This window comes from Gillisia marina (assembly GCF_000258765.1).
Lineage (GTDB): Bacteria > Bacteroidota > Bacteroidia > Flavobacteriales > Flavobacteriaceae > Gillisia > Gillisia marina.
This window is the reverse complement of sequence record NZ_AJLT01000022.1, coordinates 39,870-54,508: the sequence shown is the minus strand read 5'-3', so window position 1 is coordinate 54,508 and position 14,639 is coordinate 39,870. Positions and strand designations below refer to the sequence as shown.

Genomic DNA, 14,639 nt, shown 5'->3' with positions numbered 1-14,639 from the left:
TCATGGAAAAATTAAATTTCAATTCTGCATAATTTCTAGGTAAGCATTCCACCATTTACGTGAATCACTTGCCCTGTAACATAACTACTTAAATCACTTGCAAGAAAAACACAAGCATTTGCAATATCTTCCGGAGTTCCTCCTCTTTTCAATGGAATAGACTCTCTCCAACCTTCTACGGTTTTCTCATCAAGCTTTTCAGTCATTTCGGTTTCTATAAATCCAGGTGCAATCACATTAGTTCTGATATTTCTAGAACCAAGTTCTAGTGCCATAGATTTTGAAAAACCAATAATACCTGCTTTTGAAGCGGCATAATTAGATTGCCCTGCATTCCCTTTTACACCAACTACAGAGCTCATATTAATAATACTTCCGGAACGTTGCTTCAACATAGTACGTTGCACCGCTTTGGTCATATTAAAAACAGATTTTAAATTAACATCTATTACAGCATCAAAATCCTCTTCTGTCATTCTCATAAGAAGATTATCCTTGGTAATTCCAGCATTGTTAATTACAATATCTATTGCACCAAACTCTTCTGCAACATTTTTAATAAGCTCTTGAGCTTCTTCGTAATTGGCTGCATTAGACTTATAACCTTTAGCTTTTACACCTAGGTCACTCAATTCCTTCTCTAAATCATTAGCAGCATTTACAGAGGATGCATAGGTGAAAGCTACATTTGCTCCATGTTTTGCAAACACTTCAGCAATGCCTTTTCCAATACCTCTACTACCTCCAGTGATAATAGCATTTTTACCTTTTAGTAACTTCATATAAAAATTTCTTTGTTAGTTGATTCAAATATAGCAAAACCAAAAAGCAATAAAATAAAAAAACCTCTTGAAATTACTCATTTACTGAGGAATTAAGAGGTTTTTTAATATTTTAAAGTAGTTTGCTTAACTACGCATTCACAGCTTTAAGTACTTCTGCAACTTTTTTACCAATTTCTGCTGGTGAATCCACAACGTGAATTCCATTTTCTTTAAGTATCGCTTTCTTAGCCTGAGCAGTATCTTCGCTACCACCAACTATTGCTCCTGCATGCCCCATTGTACGACCTGCCGGTGCTGTTTCTCCTGCGATAAATCCAATAACTGGTTTTCTATTACCATTGGCTTTGATCCATTGTGCAGCATCTGCTTCCAATTGACCTCCAATTTCACCAATCATAACTATACATTCAGTATCATCGTCATTCATTAACAATTCCACCGCTTCTTTAGTTGTTGTCCCGATAATTGGATCTCCACCAATTCCAATAGCAGTAGAGATACCTAGACCTTGTTTTACAACCTGATCTGCAGCTTCGTAAGTAAGAGTTCCAGATTTAGAAACTATTCCTACTTTACCTTGTTTAAACACAAACCCTGGCATAATTCCAACTTTTGCTTCACCCGGAGTAATTACCCCTGGACAGTTAGGTCCAACTAATCTACAAGACTTATTTTGAATAAAATTATTTACTTTGATCATATCTGAAACCGGAATTCCTTCAGTAATCGTAATAATTACTTCAATTCCAGCATCTGCAGCTTCCATTATAGCATCTGCAGCGAATGCAGGTGGCACAAAAATTATGGAAACATTTGCTCCAGTATCTTTTACTGCTTGAGACACGGTATTAAATACCGGCTTATCTAAATGAGATTGCCCACCTTTTCCTGGAGTTACTCCTCCAACAACATTGGTCCCATATTCGATCATTTGTTCAGCATGAAATGTACCTTCACTTCCTGTGAAACCTTGAACTATTACTTTTGAATCTTTATTGACTAAAACGCTCATAATTGTTATAATTTTTGCTTTGCAAAAGTATGGTATTTAATAGAAACCTTAAAACCTTTTTAAAAGTTTGTTCCCATAAATGAACTAAGGTTTTCCGGGGAATCGTCTGCCGGCTGACTCATTTGGTATCCTTTAAACATTTTTCCATCTTTAATTTCCCAAATTGCTACCATATGTGCCAGTGGAATTTCTTCATCTGGGTTTTCGATGGTTTTTGTATAAAAAGTAATCCTAATAGTTACCGTTTGATCATCTTGAAGTAAATGACTAATTACAGGTCTTAGATACTCGAAAGATTTTCCCATCTCAGCACAAATACCTTCTAATTCCTTTACGTTCATTTTATTAAAACCCGCACTACTGTTCCAATACAATTCGGCATCATTATGAAAATGCTTGGAAACCTGTGATGGATCTTTATAAAATTCTGAAGTATAAAAAGATTCTACTAACTGCTTTTCGGTTAAACCCATGATTTCTATTTTAATTTATCTATAATTCCCGGGAGCATTTTTACTGCTGCCATCTGTCTCAATTTTGTTCTGAATTCTTGAGCTGGCGATCCCCAATAACTCGTGTTTTCTTCGGTGGTTTTGGAAACTCCACATTGTGCCATAAGCACAGTGCCTTTTTTAATGGTCACATCGCTTCTAATTCCAACTTGTCCCCAGATATTTACTTCATCCTCCACAATTACACAGCCCGCAATTCCAGTTTGAGATGCAATTAAGCATTTTTTTCCGATGATGGTATCATGCCCTATTTGAACTTGATTATCCAATTTTGTACCGGCTCCAATAAAAGTATCGCCGGAAACACCTTTATCTATAGTACATAGTGCTCCAATTTCAACATCATGATCTATAACTACACGTCCTCCAGAAAGCAATTTATCGTATCCGCTTGGCCTGTTCTTAAAGTAGAAAGCATCTGCTCCCAATACAGTTCCTGCATGAATAATTACGTTATTACCAATAATGGCATTATCGTAAATACTTACATTAGAATGGATCACGCAATTATCCCCAATTTTCACATTGTTTCCAATAAAAACATTGGGTTGTATAATAGTATTTTTTCCGATTTGAGCCGAATCTGCGATCTTTAAATCAGATTTTTCAAAGGGTTTAAAATACTCAGTAAGTTTATTAAAATCTCTGAAGGGATCATCTGAAACAAGAAGGGCTTTTCCTGCGGGGCATTCAACTTCCTTATTAATCAATATTATGGTTGCTGCAGAATTTAAAGCCTTATCGTAATATTTGGGATGATCTACAAAAACAATATCACCTTGTGTTACTACATGAATCTCATTCATACCTAATACCGGAAAATCTGATTCGCCTACATAGGTAGCAGATATAATTGTAGCTATTTGCTGAAGCGTATGCTTCTGAGGAAATTTCATATTATAAGTGAGAAAATTTAGTTTTTGAAACCTAGATCAAACATAAGTGATATTACTTAAAAAACAAAAGTTAGGAACATTATTTATAAATGCTCCTAACTTTTCTAAAATGTAATAAAAATCTACTCGAATTATTCTTTTACTCGCTCCTTGTAGGTTCCTTTCTCTGTTTCAATTTTAATCTTATCTCCTTCATTAATAAAAAGAGGCACATTTACTTCAGCTCCAGTTTCTACTGTTGCAGGTTTTGTTGCATTGGTAGCTGTATTTCCTTTTACTCCCGGTTCTGTATGAGTAACTTCAAGAATCACACTCGCAGGCATATCTACCGTAAGAGGCATATTGTCTTCAGTATTTATTAAAACCGTAACAACTTCACCTTCTTTAAGAAGTTTAGGCATATCTATAGCGGTTTCCAACAAACGTATTTGAGTATAATCTTCCACATTCATGAAATGATAAAATTCTCCGTCGTTATATAAAAACTGAAACTTATGAGTCTCTACTCGAACATCTTCAATTTTATGCCCTGCAGAAAAGGTATTATCCAATACCTTCCCGGAAGTCACACTTTTTAATTTAGTTCTAACAAAAGCAGGTCCTTTTCCTGGTTTAACGTGTAAAAACTCTATCACCTTGTAGATGTCATGATTATAACGGATACATAACCCATTTCTAATATCACTTGTACTTGCCATTATTTTCTAATTTAATTTGAACTAAAATATCCTTTCATAATTCCGCGTTGAGAATTCTTGATGAATTCTAAGATCTCATCCCTCTCCGCTGTTGCTTGCATCTCTGCTTCAATTATAGCAACCGCCTGGGAATTATTATAATTTTTTTGATATAAGATCCTGTAAATATCCTGAATCTCTCTAATTTTTTCGACATTAAAACCACGTCTACGAAGACCAATAGAATTTATTCCTACATAAGAAAGTGGCTCACGACCTGCTTTTACAAATGGTGGCACATCTTTTCTTACCATAGAACCTCCTGTTACGAACGCATGATTTCCAATGCTACAAAATTGTTGAATTGCAGCCATTCCGGCTAAAATCACATAATCTCCAACATTAATATGCCCCGCTAAAGTACTGTTATTAGAAAAAATACAGTTATCTCCAACTACACAATCGTGTGCAATATGGCAATAAGCCATGATCCAACAATTCTTTCCAATCACAGTCTTCATCCTATCTGTAGTCCCGCGATTAATTGTCACACATTCCCGAATAGTTGTGTTATCTCCTATTTCTGTAGTGGTTTCCTCATCATTAAATTTCTTGTCCTGAGGTACTGCAGAAATAACTGCTCCCGGGAAAATACTACAATTTTTTCCGATTCTAGCACCTTCCATAATAGTTACATTAGAACCTATCCAGGTTCCTTCCCCAATTACCACATTATTATGAATCGTGGTAAAAGGCTCAATAACAACATTTTTTGCAATTTTTGCTCCAGGATGTACGTAAGCTAAAGGCTGATTCATAAGAACTTATTTATTTTTTACTATCTGAGCCATCAAAATAGCTTCTGTTACTAATTTTCCATTTACATAGGCGTAGCCTTGCATTTGGCAAATTCCTCGTCTAATTGGAGCCAATAATTCTAATTTAAAGATCAAAGTATCTCCGGGTACAACCTGTTGCTTAAATTTTACATTATCTATTTTCATAAAAAATGTAAGGTAGTTTTCCGGATCTGGAACAGATTTTAAAGCTAGAATTCCTCCTGTTTGTGCCATAGCCTCAACTTGTAAAACTCCTGGCATCACGGGTTTTCCTGGAAAATGCCCAACAAAAAATGGCTCGTTCATTGTAACATTTTTCATCCCTATTACACACGTTGGTGTAAGAGAATAAATTTTATCTACTAATAAAAATGGCGAACGATGAGGCAGAATATTCATGATATCGTTAACATCCATCAAAGGTGGCTTATCGAAATCTATTTTTGGAACATTATTCCTGCGCTCTGTCTTTATGATCTTCGCTAATTTCTTTGCAAATTGAGTATTTACTTCATGACCTGGCTTAGTAGCTATCACCTTTCCTCGAATGCGAGTTCCAATTAAAGCTAAATCTCCAAGAACATCAAGCAATTTATGTCTTGCAGCTTCATTTGGATAATGTAACGTAAGGTTATCCAGAATTCCGTTTGGCTTTACTGCAATATTATCCTTTTTAAAGGCAGTTCTCAATTTAGCCATCGTTTCAGGGCTCAACTCCTTGTCTACATATACGATTGCGTTGTTTAGATCTCCTCCCTTAATAAGGCCGTGCTCCAATAATGTTTCAATTTCATGCAGAAAACTAAAAGTACGAGAATCAGCTATTTCAGATTTAAAGTCGGATAATTTCTCTAAAGAAGCATTTTGAGTTCCTAATACTTTAGTCCCAAAATCTACCATTGCAGTTACTTGATATGTGTCCGAAGGCATCACAATCAATTCACTTCCAGTAGCTTCATCCTTAAAAGAAATAACTTCGTTTACTATAAATTCATCTCGATCTGCCTCTTGGCTAACGATTCCTGCTTTCTCCAAAGCTTCCACAAAAAATTTGGAAGATCCATCCATGATTGGTGGCTCAGATGCATCAAGCTCTATAATAAGGTTATCTATTTCCAGACCTACACAAGCTGCAAGTACATGTTCGGAGGTTTGGATTGTAACTCCATCTTTTTCAAGATTAGTTCCACGTTGCGTGTTAACCACATAGGTAACATCTGCTTCTATCGTAGGTTGATTTTCTAGATCTGTCCTTCTAAAAACATACCCTGTATTTTCAGCAGCAGGTTTAAAAGTAAGAGTTACTTCTTTTCCAGTATGAAGTCCAACTCCTTTTAAAGAGATCTCATTCTCTATAGTTTGCTGTTTTGAAAGGATTTCAGCCATTCTATATCTTTTTTTCTATTTTATTTAATCTATTAACTATTTTAGGAAGGTTCTTAAAATGAACATAAGATTTATTGAAATCTCCATATCCAAAGGCAGGTGATCCTTGAATCACTTCATCATCTGCTATATTTCTTCCAATTCCAGACTGAGCCTGGATTTTAACTCTATTACCTATTGTTAAGTGTCCTGCAAAACCAACTTGCCCACCAATCAAACAATTTTTACCAATTTTTGTTGAACCGGCAATCCCCGTTTGAGCAGCAATTGCAGTATTTTCACCTATTTCTACGTTATGTGCAATCTGAATTTGATTATCCAGTTTTACACCACTTTTTATTACAGTAGAACCCAAAGTAGCTCTATCTATAGTAGTTCCAGCTCCAATATCTACATTATCTTCAATAATAACATTACCTATTTGAGGCACTTTTTGATATGCCCCATCATCACTTGGGCTAAACCCGAAACCATCGGCACCCACGACAACTCCTGCATGAATTACACAAAATTTCCCGATGATAGTTTCTGAATAGATCTTAACTCCCGGAAAAATGATTGTATTATTTCCAATTGAAACATTATCACCTATGTAGGTATTTGGATATATTTTTACATCATCTCCAATTCTAACATTCTCTCCGATATATGCAAATGCTCCCAAATAAATATTCTCACCATATGTTGCAGAATCAGCAATAAAATTAGGCTGCTCTACCCCTACTTTATTCAATTTCACCTGATTATAATATTCAAGCAAGGTTGAAAAAGCTTTATATGGGTCTTTAACTCTTATTAAAGTAGTCTCAATTTTTTGATCTATACTAAAGTCATCACTAACTATTGCTATAGAAGCATTAGTAGAGTATATAAAAGAAGTATACTTTGGGTTACTTAAAAAAGTTAGCGAACCTTGTGTTCCTTCTTCTATTTTTGCCAACTTATCAACTTCTGTTTCGGGATTCCCATCAACAGTACCATTTAATAACTCGGCTATTTGTGCAGCAGTAAATTTCATTCTGGCAAAAGTAAAAAAAAATTGTTAACGTATGGTCTTAGGATAACATATATAATATTTCGTGACCTCTGTAGATAGTGCAACCAGATTTAATTGATCTGATGCTTTAGCCACATCACTAATTTTTCCATTTCTATGGAGTATCTGAATTCTATCGTTTAAACTTGAATATGCTACGTTCGAAATCTCGCCACTAAACACGAAATAATTTGCTTCCTCTTCGGTTATGTTATATTTTTTCTGAAGTGGTAAAGCATATTTTTTAAGTTTCTCCGGATTTATCTTTTTCTTCTTCAACTTCACTTTCAGCAAATCCCGATGCAACAACATCTTACATAAATTACTCAGCACAAAATCGTCATACTCCGTCCATAGTTTCATCGCCGAAATAATATCGTAATCATCCAACTTCGCAAAAGTTCCTAAAACATCTGAATCAAACTTATCTAGAGTTACTTTATTATGTAAGAAATAAGATAAAGTTGGGCTGCAGGAGAGGTTTTCACCGCGCTCAATCAATTCTTTTGCTCTTTTTAGCACTCTAATAAGTAGTTGCTCTGCTGCAACTCCTGTTTTATGTAGATACACCTGCCAATACATTAACCTCCTTGCAACCAAAAATTTCTCTACGGAATAAATTCCCTTTTCTTCAATCACCAAATGATCATCTACAACATTTAGCATTGTAATAATACGTTCACTATTTATATTCCCTTCCGGAACACCCGTGTAAAAACTATCCCTTTTTAGATAATCCAACCTATCCATATCTAATTGACTAGATACCAATTGATTCATGAATTTTCTGGAATAACTACCTTTGAAAATGGCAATAGCCAACGTTAAACTTTGGTTAAATTCAGCATTCATTTCTTCCATAAATAGGAGAGAAATGCACTCATGAGAGACCCCTTCTACAATACTATGCTCCATAGCATGAGAGAATGGACCATGCCCAATATCATGTAACAAAATTGCTATTTGCAAGCCTTCCTCTTCTTCAATACTAATCTCAACCCCTTTAAAACGAAGAATCTCTATTGCTTGCTGCATTAAATGCAAACCGCCTAATGCATGATGAAAACGGGTATGATGTGCTCCCGGATATACTAAATAGGACATCCCCATTTGTGAAATACGGCGTAATCTTTGAAAGTATGGATGGGCAATAATTTTGAAGATACGTTCCGATGGAATAGTAATAAAACCGTAAATTGGATCGTTAAATATTTTGAGCTTTGTTCTTTTCGCCAAACTTAAAATTCTTTAGAATTATAACAAATATACATATATGATGTCCAAAATGGACACATGCTCACTAATAGCAAGAAATTGGCAAGATTTTGAAAGCCGGTTTTACTAGTAAATTTAAATTAAATGAATAAAATAAAAATACTTTGGGCAGACGATGAAATCGATATGCTTAAGCCACATATTATCTTTTTAGAAGCTAAAAACTATGAAGTTATCACCTGCAAAAGCGGTACCGAAGCAATAGAACAAATAGAAGAGCAAAATTTCGATATTGTTTTTCTAGATGAAAACATGCCTGGATTAACCGGATTGGAGACTTTATCTGAAATTAAAGAAAAACGAGCCGATGTGCCAATTGTGATGATCACTAAAAGTGAAGAGGAATATATTATGGAAGAAGCTATTGGATCTAAAATAGCCGACTACCTCATAAAACCCGTAAATCCAAATCAGATTTTACTAAGCTTAAAGAAGAATTTGGACCATTCCAGATTAATTACTGAAAAAACAACTTCTAACTATCAGCAGGAATTCCGAAAAATTTCTATGGATATGAATGATATAAATTCATTTGAAGGATGGGCAGAGTTATACCAGCGCTTAATTTATTGGGAATTGGAATTAGAAACAATTGAAGACAGTGGAATGTTTGAGATCTTCGAGTCTCAAAAGCTGGAAGCTAATAATCAGTTTTGCAAGTTTGTAGATAAAAATTACCCGAATTGGTTTGAAGAAAATGCAGATGCGCCAATCATGTCTCATAAATTATTTAAGGAGAAAGTAGTTCCAGAGATCAGTAGCACGCAACCAACCTTACTTGTCGTTATAGATAATATGAGGTACGATCAATGGAAAGCTTTCGAACCAACCATTAATAACTATTATAAAAAAGATCAGGAATCAGCCTTTTATAGTATACTGCCTACCGCTACTCAATACGCCAGAAATGCCATTTTTAGTGGGTTAATGCCAAGTGAGATGGAAAAACAATTTCCACAGTATTGGTTAAATGATACAGAAGATGGCGGGAAAAATATGTTTGAAGCAGAGTTTTTGGATGCTCAGTTAAAGAGATTGAGGCTAGATATTAAAACGGAATATCATAAAATTTCCAGTCTTAAGGCAGGAAAACGCTTGGTAGATAATTTTAAAACTCAGAAAGATAACGATCTAACCGTCGTAGTTTATAATTTTGTGGATATGCTGTCGCATTCCAAAACCGAAATGGAAGTAATTAAGGAATTGGCTTCTAACGATAAATCTTATAGATCACTCACGCAAAGTTGGTTTAAGAACTCACCATTATTAGAAATTATACAACAGGCGCAACAATTAGGCTTCAAATTAATCTTAACCACAGACCACGGTACTATTAATGTTAAAACACCTTCTAAGGTAATCGGGGACAAAAACACCAGTTTGAATCTTAGATATAAGACAGGAAAAAGTCTCACTTATGATAATAAAGACGTTTTAGCGGCAAAAGATCCAAAGAAAATTCACTTACCTACAATTAATATGAGTAGTTCTTTCATTTTTGCCAAAGGAGACTCATTTTTTGCTTACCCAAATAATTACAATTATTATGTGAACTATTTTCGAAATACCTACCAACATGGAGGGGTTTCTATGGAGGAAATGATCATCCCGTTCGTGGTCTTATTGCTAGGTAAGAATAAATTACATATCTTTACAGAGCCTTAAATCTAATTTTGAATGACGTTAACCTACGAGCTATCAGAAATTGATAGAATAGCTATGCAAATACTTTCCGAAGTTAAAAGCAAAACGCTATTATTTTATGGGGATATGGGAGCGGGTAAAACCACTCTTATTAAAGCGCTTGTAAAAGCTCTTGGCGCGCCAGACTTGGCGTCTAGCCCTACTTTCTCACTCGTTAATGAATATCAAACAGATCAAGGAAAGATTTTTCATTTCGATTTTTATAGAATTGAAGACGAAATGGAAGCTCTGGACATGGGAATCGAGGATTATTTAAATCTCGATACTTGGAAATTTATTGAATGGCCTATAAAAATTGAAAAATTATTAGATGAGGACGTTCAAAAATTGGAAGTTTTGATAGTAAATGAGGGAACCCGAATGTTAAAGTTTTGTTAATGATTTCAACAAAGCGTCGGATTCCTGCGTAAACACTGGTGTAAGAAAAATAATACAAAATGAGCCCATATGAAAGGTGGGATTTTAATAATTTTGTAATTCAGCGAAAGATGATGATTTTTAGCTTATTTTTGACAAGTAAAATGGTCGAAAATACAGGCTATTTTTGCCTCAAAAAAGGGCGCAAAGGTACGATTAACATAGTAATTATTAGCATATTATAAAATTATAGGTTTGTTTCAGAAATCAATACGAAACGTAACATAAAAACCTATAATTATGAAAATCAAAGCTATCTTATTCGCCGCAGCCATTTTTGGTGCAACTTTTTTTTGTAACTTCATCTACAGAAAACGATAATAATGACGCAATCAAAAAACAAGCGATTGATAGATCAGCCATCAGGGTACCTACTAACGGGTAGTATTCTTGCTTTTCTAATCGCATTTTCACCTTATTTATTTTATTTATATGAAATTTTCCCAGACGGTCCTGTTTGGGAAAATTCTTTTTTTACATACGAAAGTCTTTATTATCAAAGCGTTTTGGCCGCAGCCTGGACCTATCTCGGAAAAATCACCCCTTTATTTTTATTACTTATTTGGTTCTTTACATGTAAGCATTGGTGGTACCATGTAATCTTGGTTCCTATTGGAATGTATACCTATCAGATCTTAAGTACTTTTTATGAAGATGTTTATAGAATGGTTGATCCTATGGATACAAATCAGTTAATCTATCTAGCACCATTTTTTATATGCATATTAGTAATTGTTTATTTAGTTCGAGTTCAAATATTTGATAGAATCTACGGTATCGATTTAAGTGAATTAAACGAAACCGATGTTACCGTATTTTCTAAAGCTATGTCTACAAATGAGCAAAAAGAAGTTGACGAGGTACGTAATCAAGGATTTAATTTTAGACCGGAACCAACCGAAGATTATTACCGTAAACTTTAAGATAACTATCTCAGGTCAATCTCACGAGTTAAAAGTTGGAAAACAATTTTAAAATCTTGAGGTAAGCCCAGTTGCATTTATTGTACATATCAATAAAATTAAACCCTCGATGTGGGATTAAATTGCCTAAAAATGTTGTAATTTGAATCTTTTGTACAAGTTTAGGCATGATAGAAAAACCATCTCCATTTACCAAAGAACAATTACTTCCACAGGAAGAAACTTTGGAAATCTACAAGAATAAAGGCGAGCTATTTATTGGTATCCCAAAAGAAACTTCCTTTCAAGAAAAACGGGTTTGCTTAACTCCGGATGCCGTTGCTGCCATTACTGCTCACGGGCATAGAGTTATTATAGAATCTAAAGCCGGAAAATGGGCTAGATTTAGTGATAAAGACTACTCCGATGCCGGCGCAGAAGTTACAAAGGACACCAAAAAAGTATTCTCCTGCCCTACTATTCTTAAAGTAGAGCCACCTTCTAGTGAGGAGTTAAAAATGATTAATCCTCAAACAACGATCATTTCAGCATTGCAATTAAAAACTCAGTGCAAAGAATATTTTCAAAAACTAGCAACTAAGCGTATAACTGCGCTTGGCTTCGAATTTATTAGAGATGAAGATGGATCGTATCCTGCAGTAAGGGCCTTAAGCGAAATTGCCGGCACTGCTTCGGTATTAATTGCTTCAGAAATAATGAGCAACTATACCGAAGGAAATGGATTAATGTTTGGAAATATTAGTGGAGTTCCGCCAGTAGAAGTTGTAATTATAGGAGCCGGTACCGTTGGGGAATTCGCTGCACGCTCTGCAGTTGGATTGGGAGCAAACGTCAAAGTTTTTGATAGCAGCCTAACCAGATTACGAAATATCCAAACCAATGTAGGACGAACGCTTTACACTTCTACAATTCAGCCTAAAAACCTAACTAAAGCCTTAAGGAGATGTGATGTGCTTATTGGCGCCGTAAGAGGAAAGAATCGTTCCCCGATATTAATCTCAGATGAAATGGTGCAGAGCATGAAAAACGGTTCTGTAATTATAGATGTGAGTATAGATATGGGCGGTTGCGTAGAGACCAGTGAGATTACCAGTCATGATAAACCGATTTTTAAAAAACATGGAGTAATTCACTATTGTGTTCCAAATATCCCATCGAGGTATGCTAGAACTGCTTCAGTTTCAATTAGTAATATTTTCACCCCATACCTTTTACATATTGCAGAACAAGGTGGATTTGAAAATACCTTGAGATATGATAAAGGTTTGCGAAATGGATTGTACTTTTACCACGGAATTTTAACCAACAAATCTATTGCAGACTGGTTTGATCTTTCTTATCGAGATATCAATTTACTTATATTTTAATTTATGAATTTTATTCAAAGACTTGGATTCTTCTCTGTAGGTCTTATTATGGGAATTGGAATACTAATGTTCTTTTTGGGAGGAAAAAAAGCTTCTTGCGATTACTCTCCAAATGCCAGAACCCTTAAAAATATTAGAAATAAAGATCGTGTATTTTCTGAAAATGCATTGAATTTTTTCTCTTCTAATAGTCTTGATACCGCTGTTGTTACTACAATTCTTAAAAGTGGAAACGTAGATTTCAGTAAAAGTGATACTAAAAAAGAGCCTTGCAAAATTTATTTTATTTCTGAAGAGTTAGAATCTGGCGAATTGGAAATTGAAATTGAAAACTGCCGTGATAAGGCGGTGATAAAATCTGTTCAGAAAGTAAACTAGCACATCCCAAAAGTCACCCTGAGTTTGTCAAAGGGTTTCAATAAAGTTCATTTTTTTGTCTTAGAGATTCCTCTCTCGATAGCAATCGGGAAGTCGAGATAACAATCTAACTAAAATGTTATTTCGAGCGAAGTCGAGAAATCTCAATGGAATAGATTTTTTTATTAAAAAATCTATCTTAAATATGTATAACTAAAACAAACTGACTACAAGATCTGCGCTGTGTGATCTTTGGTTTTAACCTTGGTAATAATATCTTCAATCATCCCCTTTTCATCAATTACAAAAGTGGTTCTATGAATCCCATCGTATTCTTTTCCCATAAATTTCTTTGGTCCCCAAACGCCATAGGCTTCGATCACTTCTTTAGTCTCATCTGCAAGTAATGGAAATGGCAACTCGTATTTATTTTTAAAATTGGATTGTCTTTTTTCACTATCAGCACTTACACCAAGTATTTGATATCCTTTTTCTTGAAACTGCTCCCAGTTATCTCTTAAATTACAAGCCTCTGCGGTACAGCCGGGAGTGCTAGCTTTAGGGTAGAAGAACAGAACAACCTTTTTGCCTTTAAAATCCTTCAGATTTATAACATTTCCATCCTGATCTTTAACTGAAAATCCCGGAGCAGTATCTCCTACTTTTAATTTTATCATTATTCTTATTTTAGCCATAAAATTAAGCATTATGAATAAACAGGAAAAGGTTCAGTTCGTTATAGATACGTTAAATGATATTTATACTGAAGTTCCTATTCCCTTGGATCATAAGGATCCTTATACCTTATTGATCGCCGTACTCATGTCTGCACAATCTACAGACGTTAAAGTAAATCAGATAACTCCTTTATTGTTTGAAAGAGCCGACAATCCTTATGAAATGATTAAACTTTCTGTAGAAGAGATAAGGGAAATTATTAAGCCAGTTGGTTTATCGCCGATGAAGGCAAAAGGTATTCATGGGCTTTCGCACATCTTAATAGATAAATATAATGGAGAAGTGCCAGAAAGCTTTGAAGCTTTAGAGTCGCTTCCAGCCGTAGGTCATAAGACAGCTAGTGTTGTGATGTCTCAAGCCTTCGGAATTCCGGCATTTCCGGTAGATACTCATATTCATAGATTGATGTACAGATGGAATTTAACCAACGGTAAGAATGTGGTTCAAACTGAAAAAGATGCTAAGCGATTGTTTCCAAGGGAACATTGGAATAAGCTGCATCTCCAAATAATTTTTTATGGCCGTCAATATTCTCCTGCTAGAGGCTGGGATTTAGAGAGAGATATTATTACTAGGACTATTGGTAGAAAACTGGTTCTTGATGAATATTACAAAAAGAAATAAAAGGGAAATATGTGTATCCGTTTAGCGCCCAACAAAGCCTTGGCTACCTCGTAACCCAGTCCCGAAGCATCGGGAGTTTTAGGGTCTCCAT

The 14,639-nt window shown here is 35.0% G+C and carries 16 protein-coding genes; 6 read left to right on the top strand and 10 right to left on the bottom strand.

Going from position 1 to position 14,639, the window contains the following annotated elements:
* Positions 1 to 35: 35 nt before the first annotated feature.
* From fabG to ON07_RS06955, 9 genes are all read right to left on the bottom strand, one after another.
* Positions 36 to 782, bottom strand: a complete 747-nt coding sequence (gene fabG, locus ON07_RS06995; protein WP_010229444.1) for a 3-oxoacyl-[acyl-carrier-protein] reductase — start codon at positions 780 to 782, stop codon at positions 36 to 38.
* Between the two features lie 130 nt (positions 783 to 912).
* A complete protein-coding gene (sucD, locus tag ON07_RS06990) occupies positions 913 to 1,797 on the bottom strand; it encodes a succinate--CoA ligase subunit alpha (protein WP_010229442.1) in 885 nt (294 codons plus the stop codon).
* A 59-nt stretch (positions 1,798 to 1,856) separates the two neighbouring features.
* Positions 1,857 to 2,270 (bottom strand): nuclear transport factor 2 family protein, encoded by a 414-nt coding sequence (locus ON07_RS06985; protein ID WP_010229441.1) that lies wholly within the window; start codon positions 2,268 to 2,270, stop codon positions 1,857 to 1,859.
* A 5-nt stretch (positions 2,271 to 2,275) separates the two neighbouring features.
* Positions 2,276 to 3,205: a UDP-3-O-(3-hydroxymyristoyl)glucosamine N-acyltransferase gene (locus tag ON07_RS06980; RefSeq protein WP_010229439.1), complete on the bottom strand. Its 930-nt coding sequence runs from the start codon at positions 3,203 to 3,205 to the stop codon at positions 2,276 to 2,278.
* A gap of 131 nt (positions 3,206 to 3,336) precedes the next feature.
* Positions 3,337 to 3,903, bottom strand: a complete 567-nt coding sequence (gene efp / locus ON07_RS06975) for an elongation factor P (RefSeq protein WP_010229437.1) — start codon at positions 3,901 to 3,903, stop codon at positions 3,337 to 3,339.
* Positions 3,904 to 3,914: 11 nt separating this feature from the next.
* Entirely contained in the window at positions 3,915 to 4,700 is a 786-nt protein-coding gene (lpxA, locus tag ON07_RS06970) for an acyl-ACP--UDP-N-acetylglucosamine O-acyltransferase (RefSeq protein ID WP_010229435.1), read from the bottom strand.
* Between the two features lie 6 nt (positions 4,701 to 4,706).
* Positions 4,707 to 6,107 carry a bifunctional UDP-3-O-[3-hydroxymyristoyl] N-acetylglucosamine deacetylase/3-hydroxyacyl-ACP dehydratase gene (locus tag ON07_RS06965; RefSeq protein WP_010229430.1) on the bottom strand — a complete coding sequence of 467 codons (1,401 nt, stop codon included), beginning with the start codon at positions 6,105 to 6,107 and terminating at the stop codon, positions 4,707 to 4,709.
* A gap of 1 nt (position 6,108) precedes the next feature.
* Positions 6,109 to 7,125, bottom strand: a complete 1,017-nt coding sequence (gene lpxD / locus ON07_RS06960; RefSeq protein ID WP_010229427.1) for a UDP-3-O-(3-hydroxymyristoyl)glucosamine N-acyltransferase — start codon at positions 7,123 to 7,125, stop codon at positions 6,109 to 6,111.
* 24 nt (positions 7,126 to 7,149) lie between these two features.
* Positions 7,150 to 8,379, bottom strand: a complete 1,230-nt coding sequence (locus ON07_RS06955; protein WP_010229425.1) for an HD domain-containing protein — start codon at positions 8,377 to 8,379, stop codon at positions 7,150 to 7,152.
* Positions 8,380 to 8,502: 123 nt separating this feature from the next.
* Here ON07_RS06955 and porX point away from each other — a divergent pair, with 123 nt between their 5' ends.
* The 5 genes from porX (at position 8,503) to ON07_RS06930 (ending at position 13,207) form a co-directional block, all read left to right on the top strand.
* Positions 8,503 to 10,083 (top strand): T9SS response regulator signal transducer PorX, encoded by a 1,581-nt coding sequence (porX, locus tag ON07_RS06950; protein ID WP_010229422.1) that lies wholly within the window; start codon positions 8,503 to 8,505, stop codon positions 10,081 to 10,083.
* 12 nt (positions 10,084 to 10,095) lie between these two features.
* The gene (gene tsaE, locus ON07_RS06945; protein ID WP_010229421.1) at positions 10,096 to 10,500 is read left to right on the top strand and encodes a tRNA (adenosine(37)-N6)-threonylcarbamoyltransferase complex ATPase subunit type 1 TsaE; all 405 of its coding nucleotides are present in this window, start codon (positions 10,096 to 10,098) and stop codon (positions 10,498 to 10,500) included.
* A gap of 362 nt (positions 10,501 to 10,862) precedes the next feature.
* The gene (locus ON07_RS06940) at positions 10,863 to 11,462 is read left to right on the top strand and encodes a hypothetical protein (protein ID WP_010229420.1); all 600 of its coding nucleotides are present in this window, start codon (positions 10,863 to 10,865) and stop codon (positions 11,460 to 11,462) included.
* Positions 11,463 to 11,629: 167 nt separating this feature from the next.
* Entirely contained in the window at positions 11,630 to 12,829 is a 1,200-nt protein-coding gene (locus ON07_RS06935; protein ID WP_010229419.1) for an alanine dehydrogenase, read from the top strand.
* Between the two features lie 3 nt (positions 12,830 to 12,832).
* Positions 12,833 to 13,207, top strand: coding sequence for a hypothetical protein (locus ON07_RS06930; RefSeq protein WP_010229418.1), 375 nt, complete (start codon positions 12,833 to 12,835; stop codon positions 13,205 to 13,207).
* Between the two features lie 206 nt (positions 13,208 to 13,413).
* On the opposite strand, the gene bcp is transcribed toward ON07_RS06930, so the two are convergent.
* A complete protein-coding gene (gene bcp, locus ON07_RS06925) occupies positions 13,414 to 13,863 on the bottom strand; it encodes a thioredoxin-dependent thiol peroxidase (protein ID WP_029331636.1) in 450 nt (149 codons plus the stop codon).
* Between the two features lie 31 nt (positions 13,864 to 13,894).
* Between bcp and ON07_RS06920 the strand changes: the two genes are divergently transcribed.
* On the top strand, positions 13,895 to 14,548 hold the full coding sequence (locus ON07_RS06920) for an endonuclease III domain-containing protein (protein WP_010229416.1): 654 nt from the start codon (positions 13,895 to 13,897) through the stop codon (positions 14,546 to 14,548).
* The last annotated feature ends 91 nt before the right edge of the window (positions 14,549 to 14,639 follow it).

Coding starts and splice junctions, on each gene's coding strand:
- fabG (WP_010229444.1), bottom strand. CDS start 782: ATGAAGTTACTAAAAGGTAAAAATGCTATTATCACTGGAGGTAGTAGA.
- sucD (WP_010229442.1), bottom strand. CDS start 1,797: ATGAGCGTTTTAGTCAATAAAGATTCAAAAGTAATAGTTCAAGGTTTC.
- ON07_RS06985 (WP_010229441.1), bottom strand. CDS start 2,270: ATGGGTTTAACCGAAAAGCAGTTAGTAGAATCTTTTTATACTTCAGAA.
- ON07_RS06980 (WP_010229439.1), bottom strand. CDS start 3,205: ATGAAATTTCCTCAGAAGCATACGCTTCAGCAAATAGCTACAATTATA.
- efp (WP_010229437.1), bottom strand. CDS start 3,903: ATGGCAAGTACAAGTGATATTAGAAATGGGTTATGTATCCGTTATAAT.
- lpxA (WP_010229435.1), bottom strand. CDS start 4,700: ATGAATCAGCCTTTAGCTTACGTACATCCTGGAGCAAAAATTGCAAAA.
- ON07_RS06965 (WP_010229430.1), bottom strand. CDS start 6,107: ATGGCTGAAATCCTTTCAAAACAGCAAACTATAGAGAATGAGATCTCT.
- lpxD (WP_010229427.1), bottom strand. CDS start 7,125: ATGAAATTTACTGCTGCACAAATAGCCGAGTTATTAAATGGTACTGTT.
- porX (WP_010229422.1), top strand. CDS start 8,503: ATGAATAAAATAAAAATACTTTGGGCAGACGATGAAATCGATATGCTT.
- tsaE (WP_010229421.1), top strand. CDS start 10,096: ATGACGTTAACCTACGAGCTATCAGAAATTGATAGAATAGCTATGCAA.
- ON07_RS06940 (WP_010229420.1), top strand. CDS start 10,863: ATGACGCAATCAAAAAACAAGCGATTGATAGATCAGCCATCAGGGTAC.
- ON07_RS06935 (WP_010229419.1), top strand. CDS start 11,630: ATGATAGAAAAACCATCTCCATTTACCAAAGAACAATTACTTCCACAG.
- ON07_RS06930 (WP_010229418.1), top strand. CDS start 12,833: ATGAATTTTATTCAAAGACTTGGATTCTTCTCTGTAGGTCTTATTATG.
- bcp (WP_029331636.1), bottom strand. CDS start 13,863: ATGATAAAATTAAAAGTAGGAGATACTGCTCCGGGATTTTCAGTTAAA.
- ON07_RS06920 (WP_010229416.1), top strand. CDS start 13,895: ATGAATAAACAGGAAAAGGTTCAGTTCGTTATAGATACGTTAAATGAT.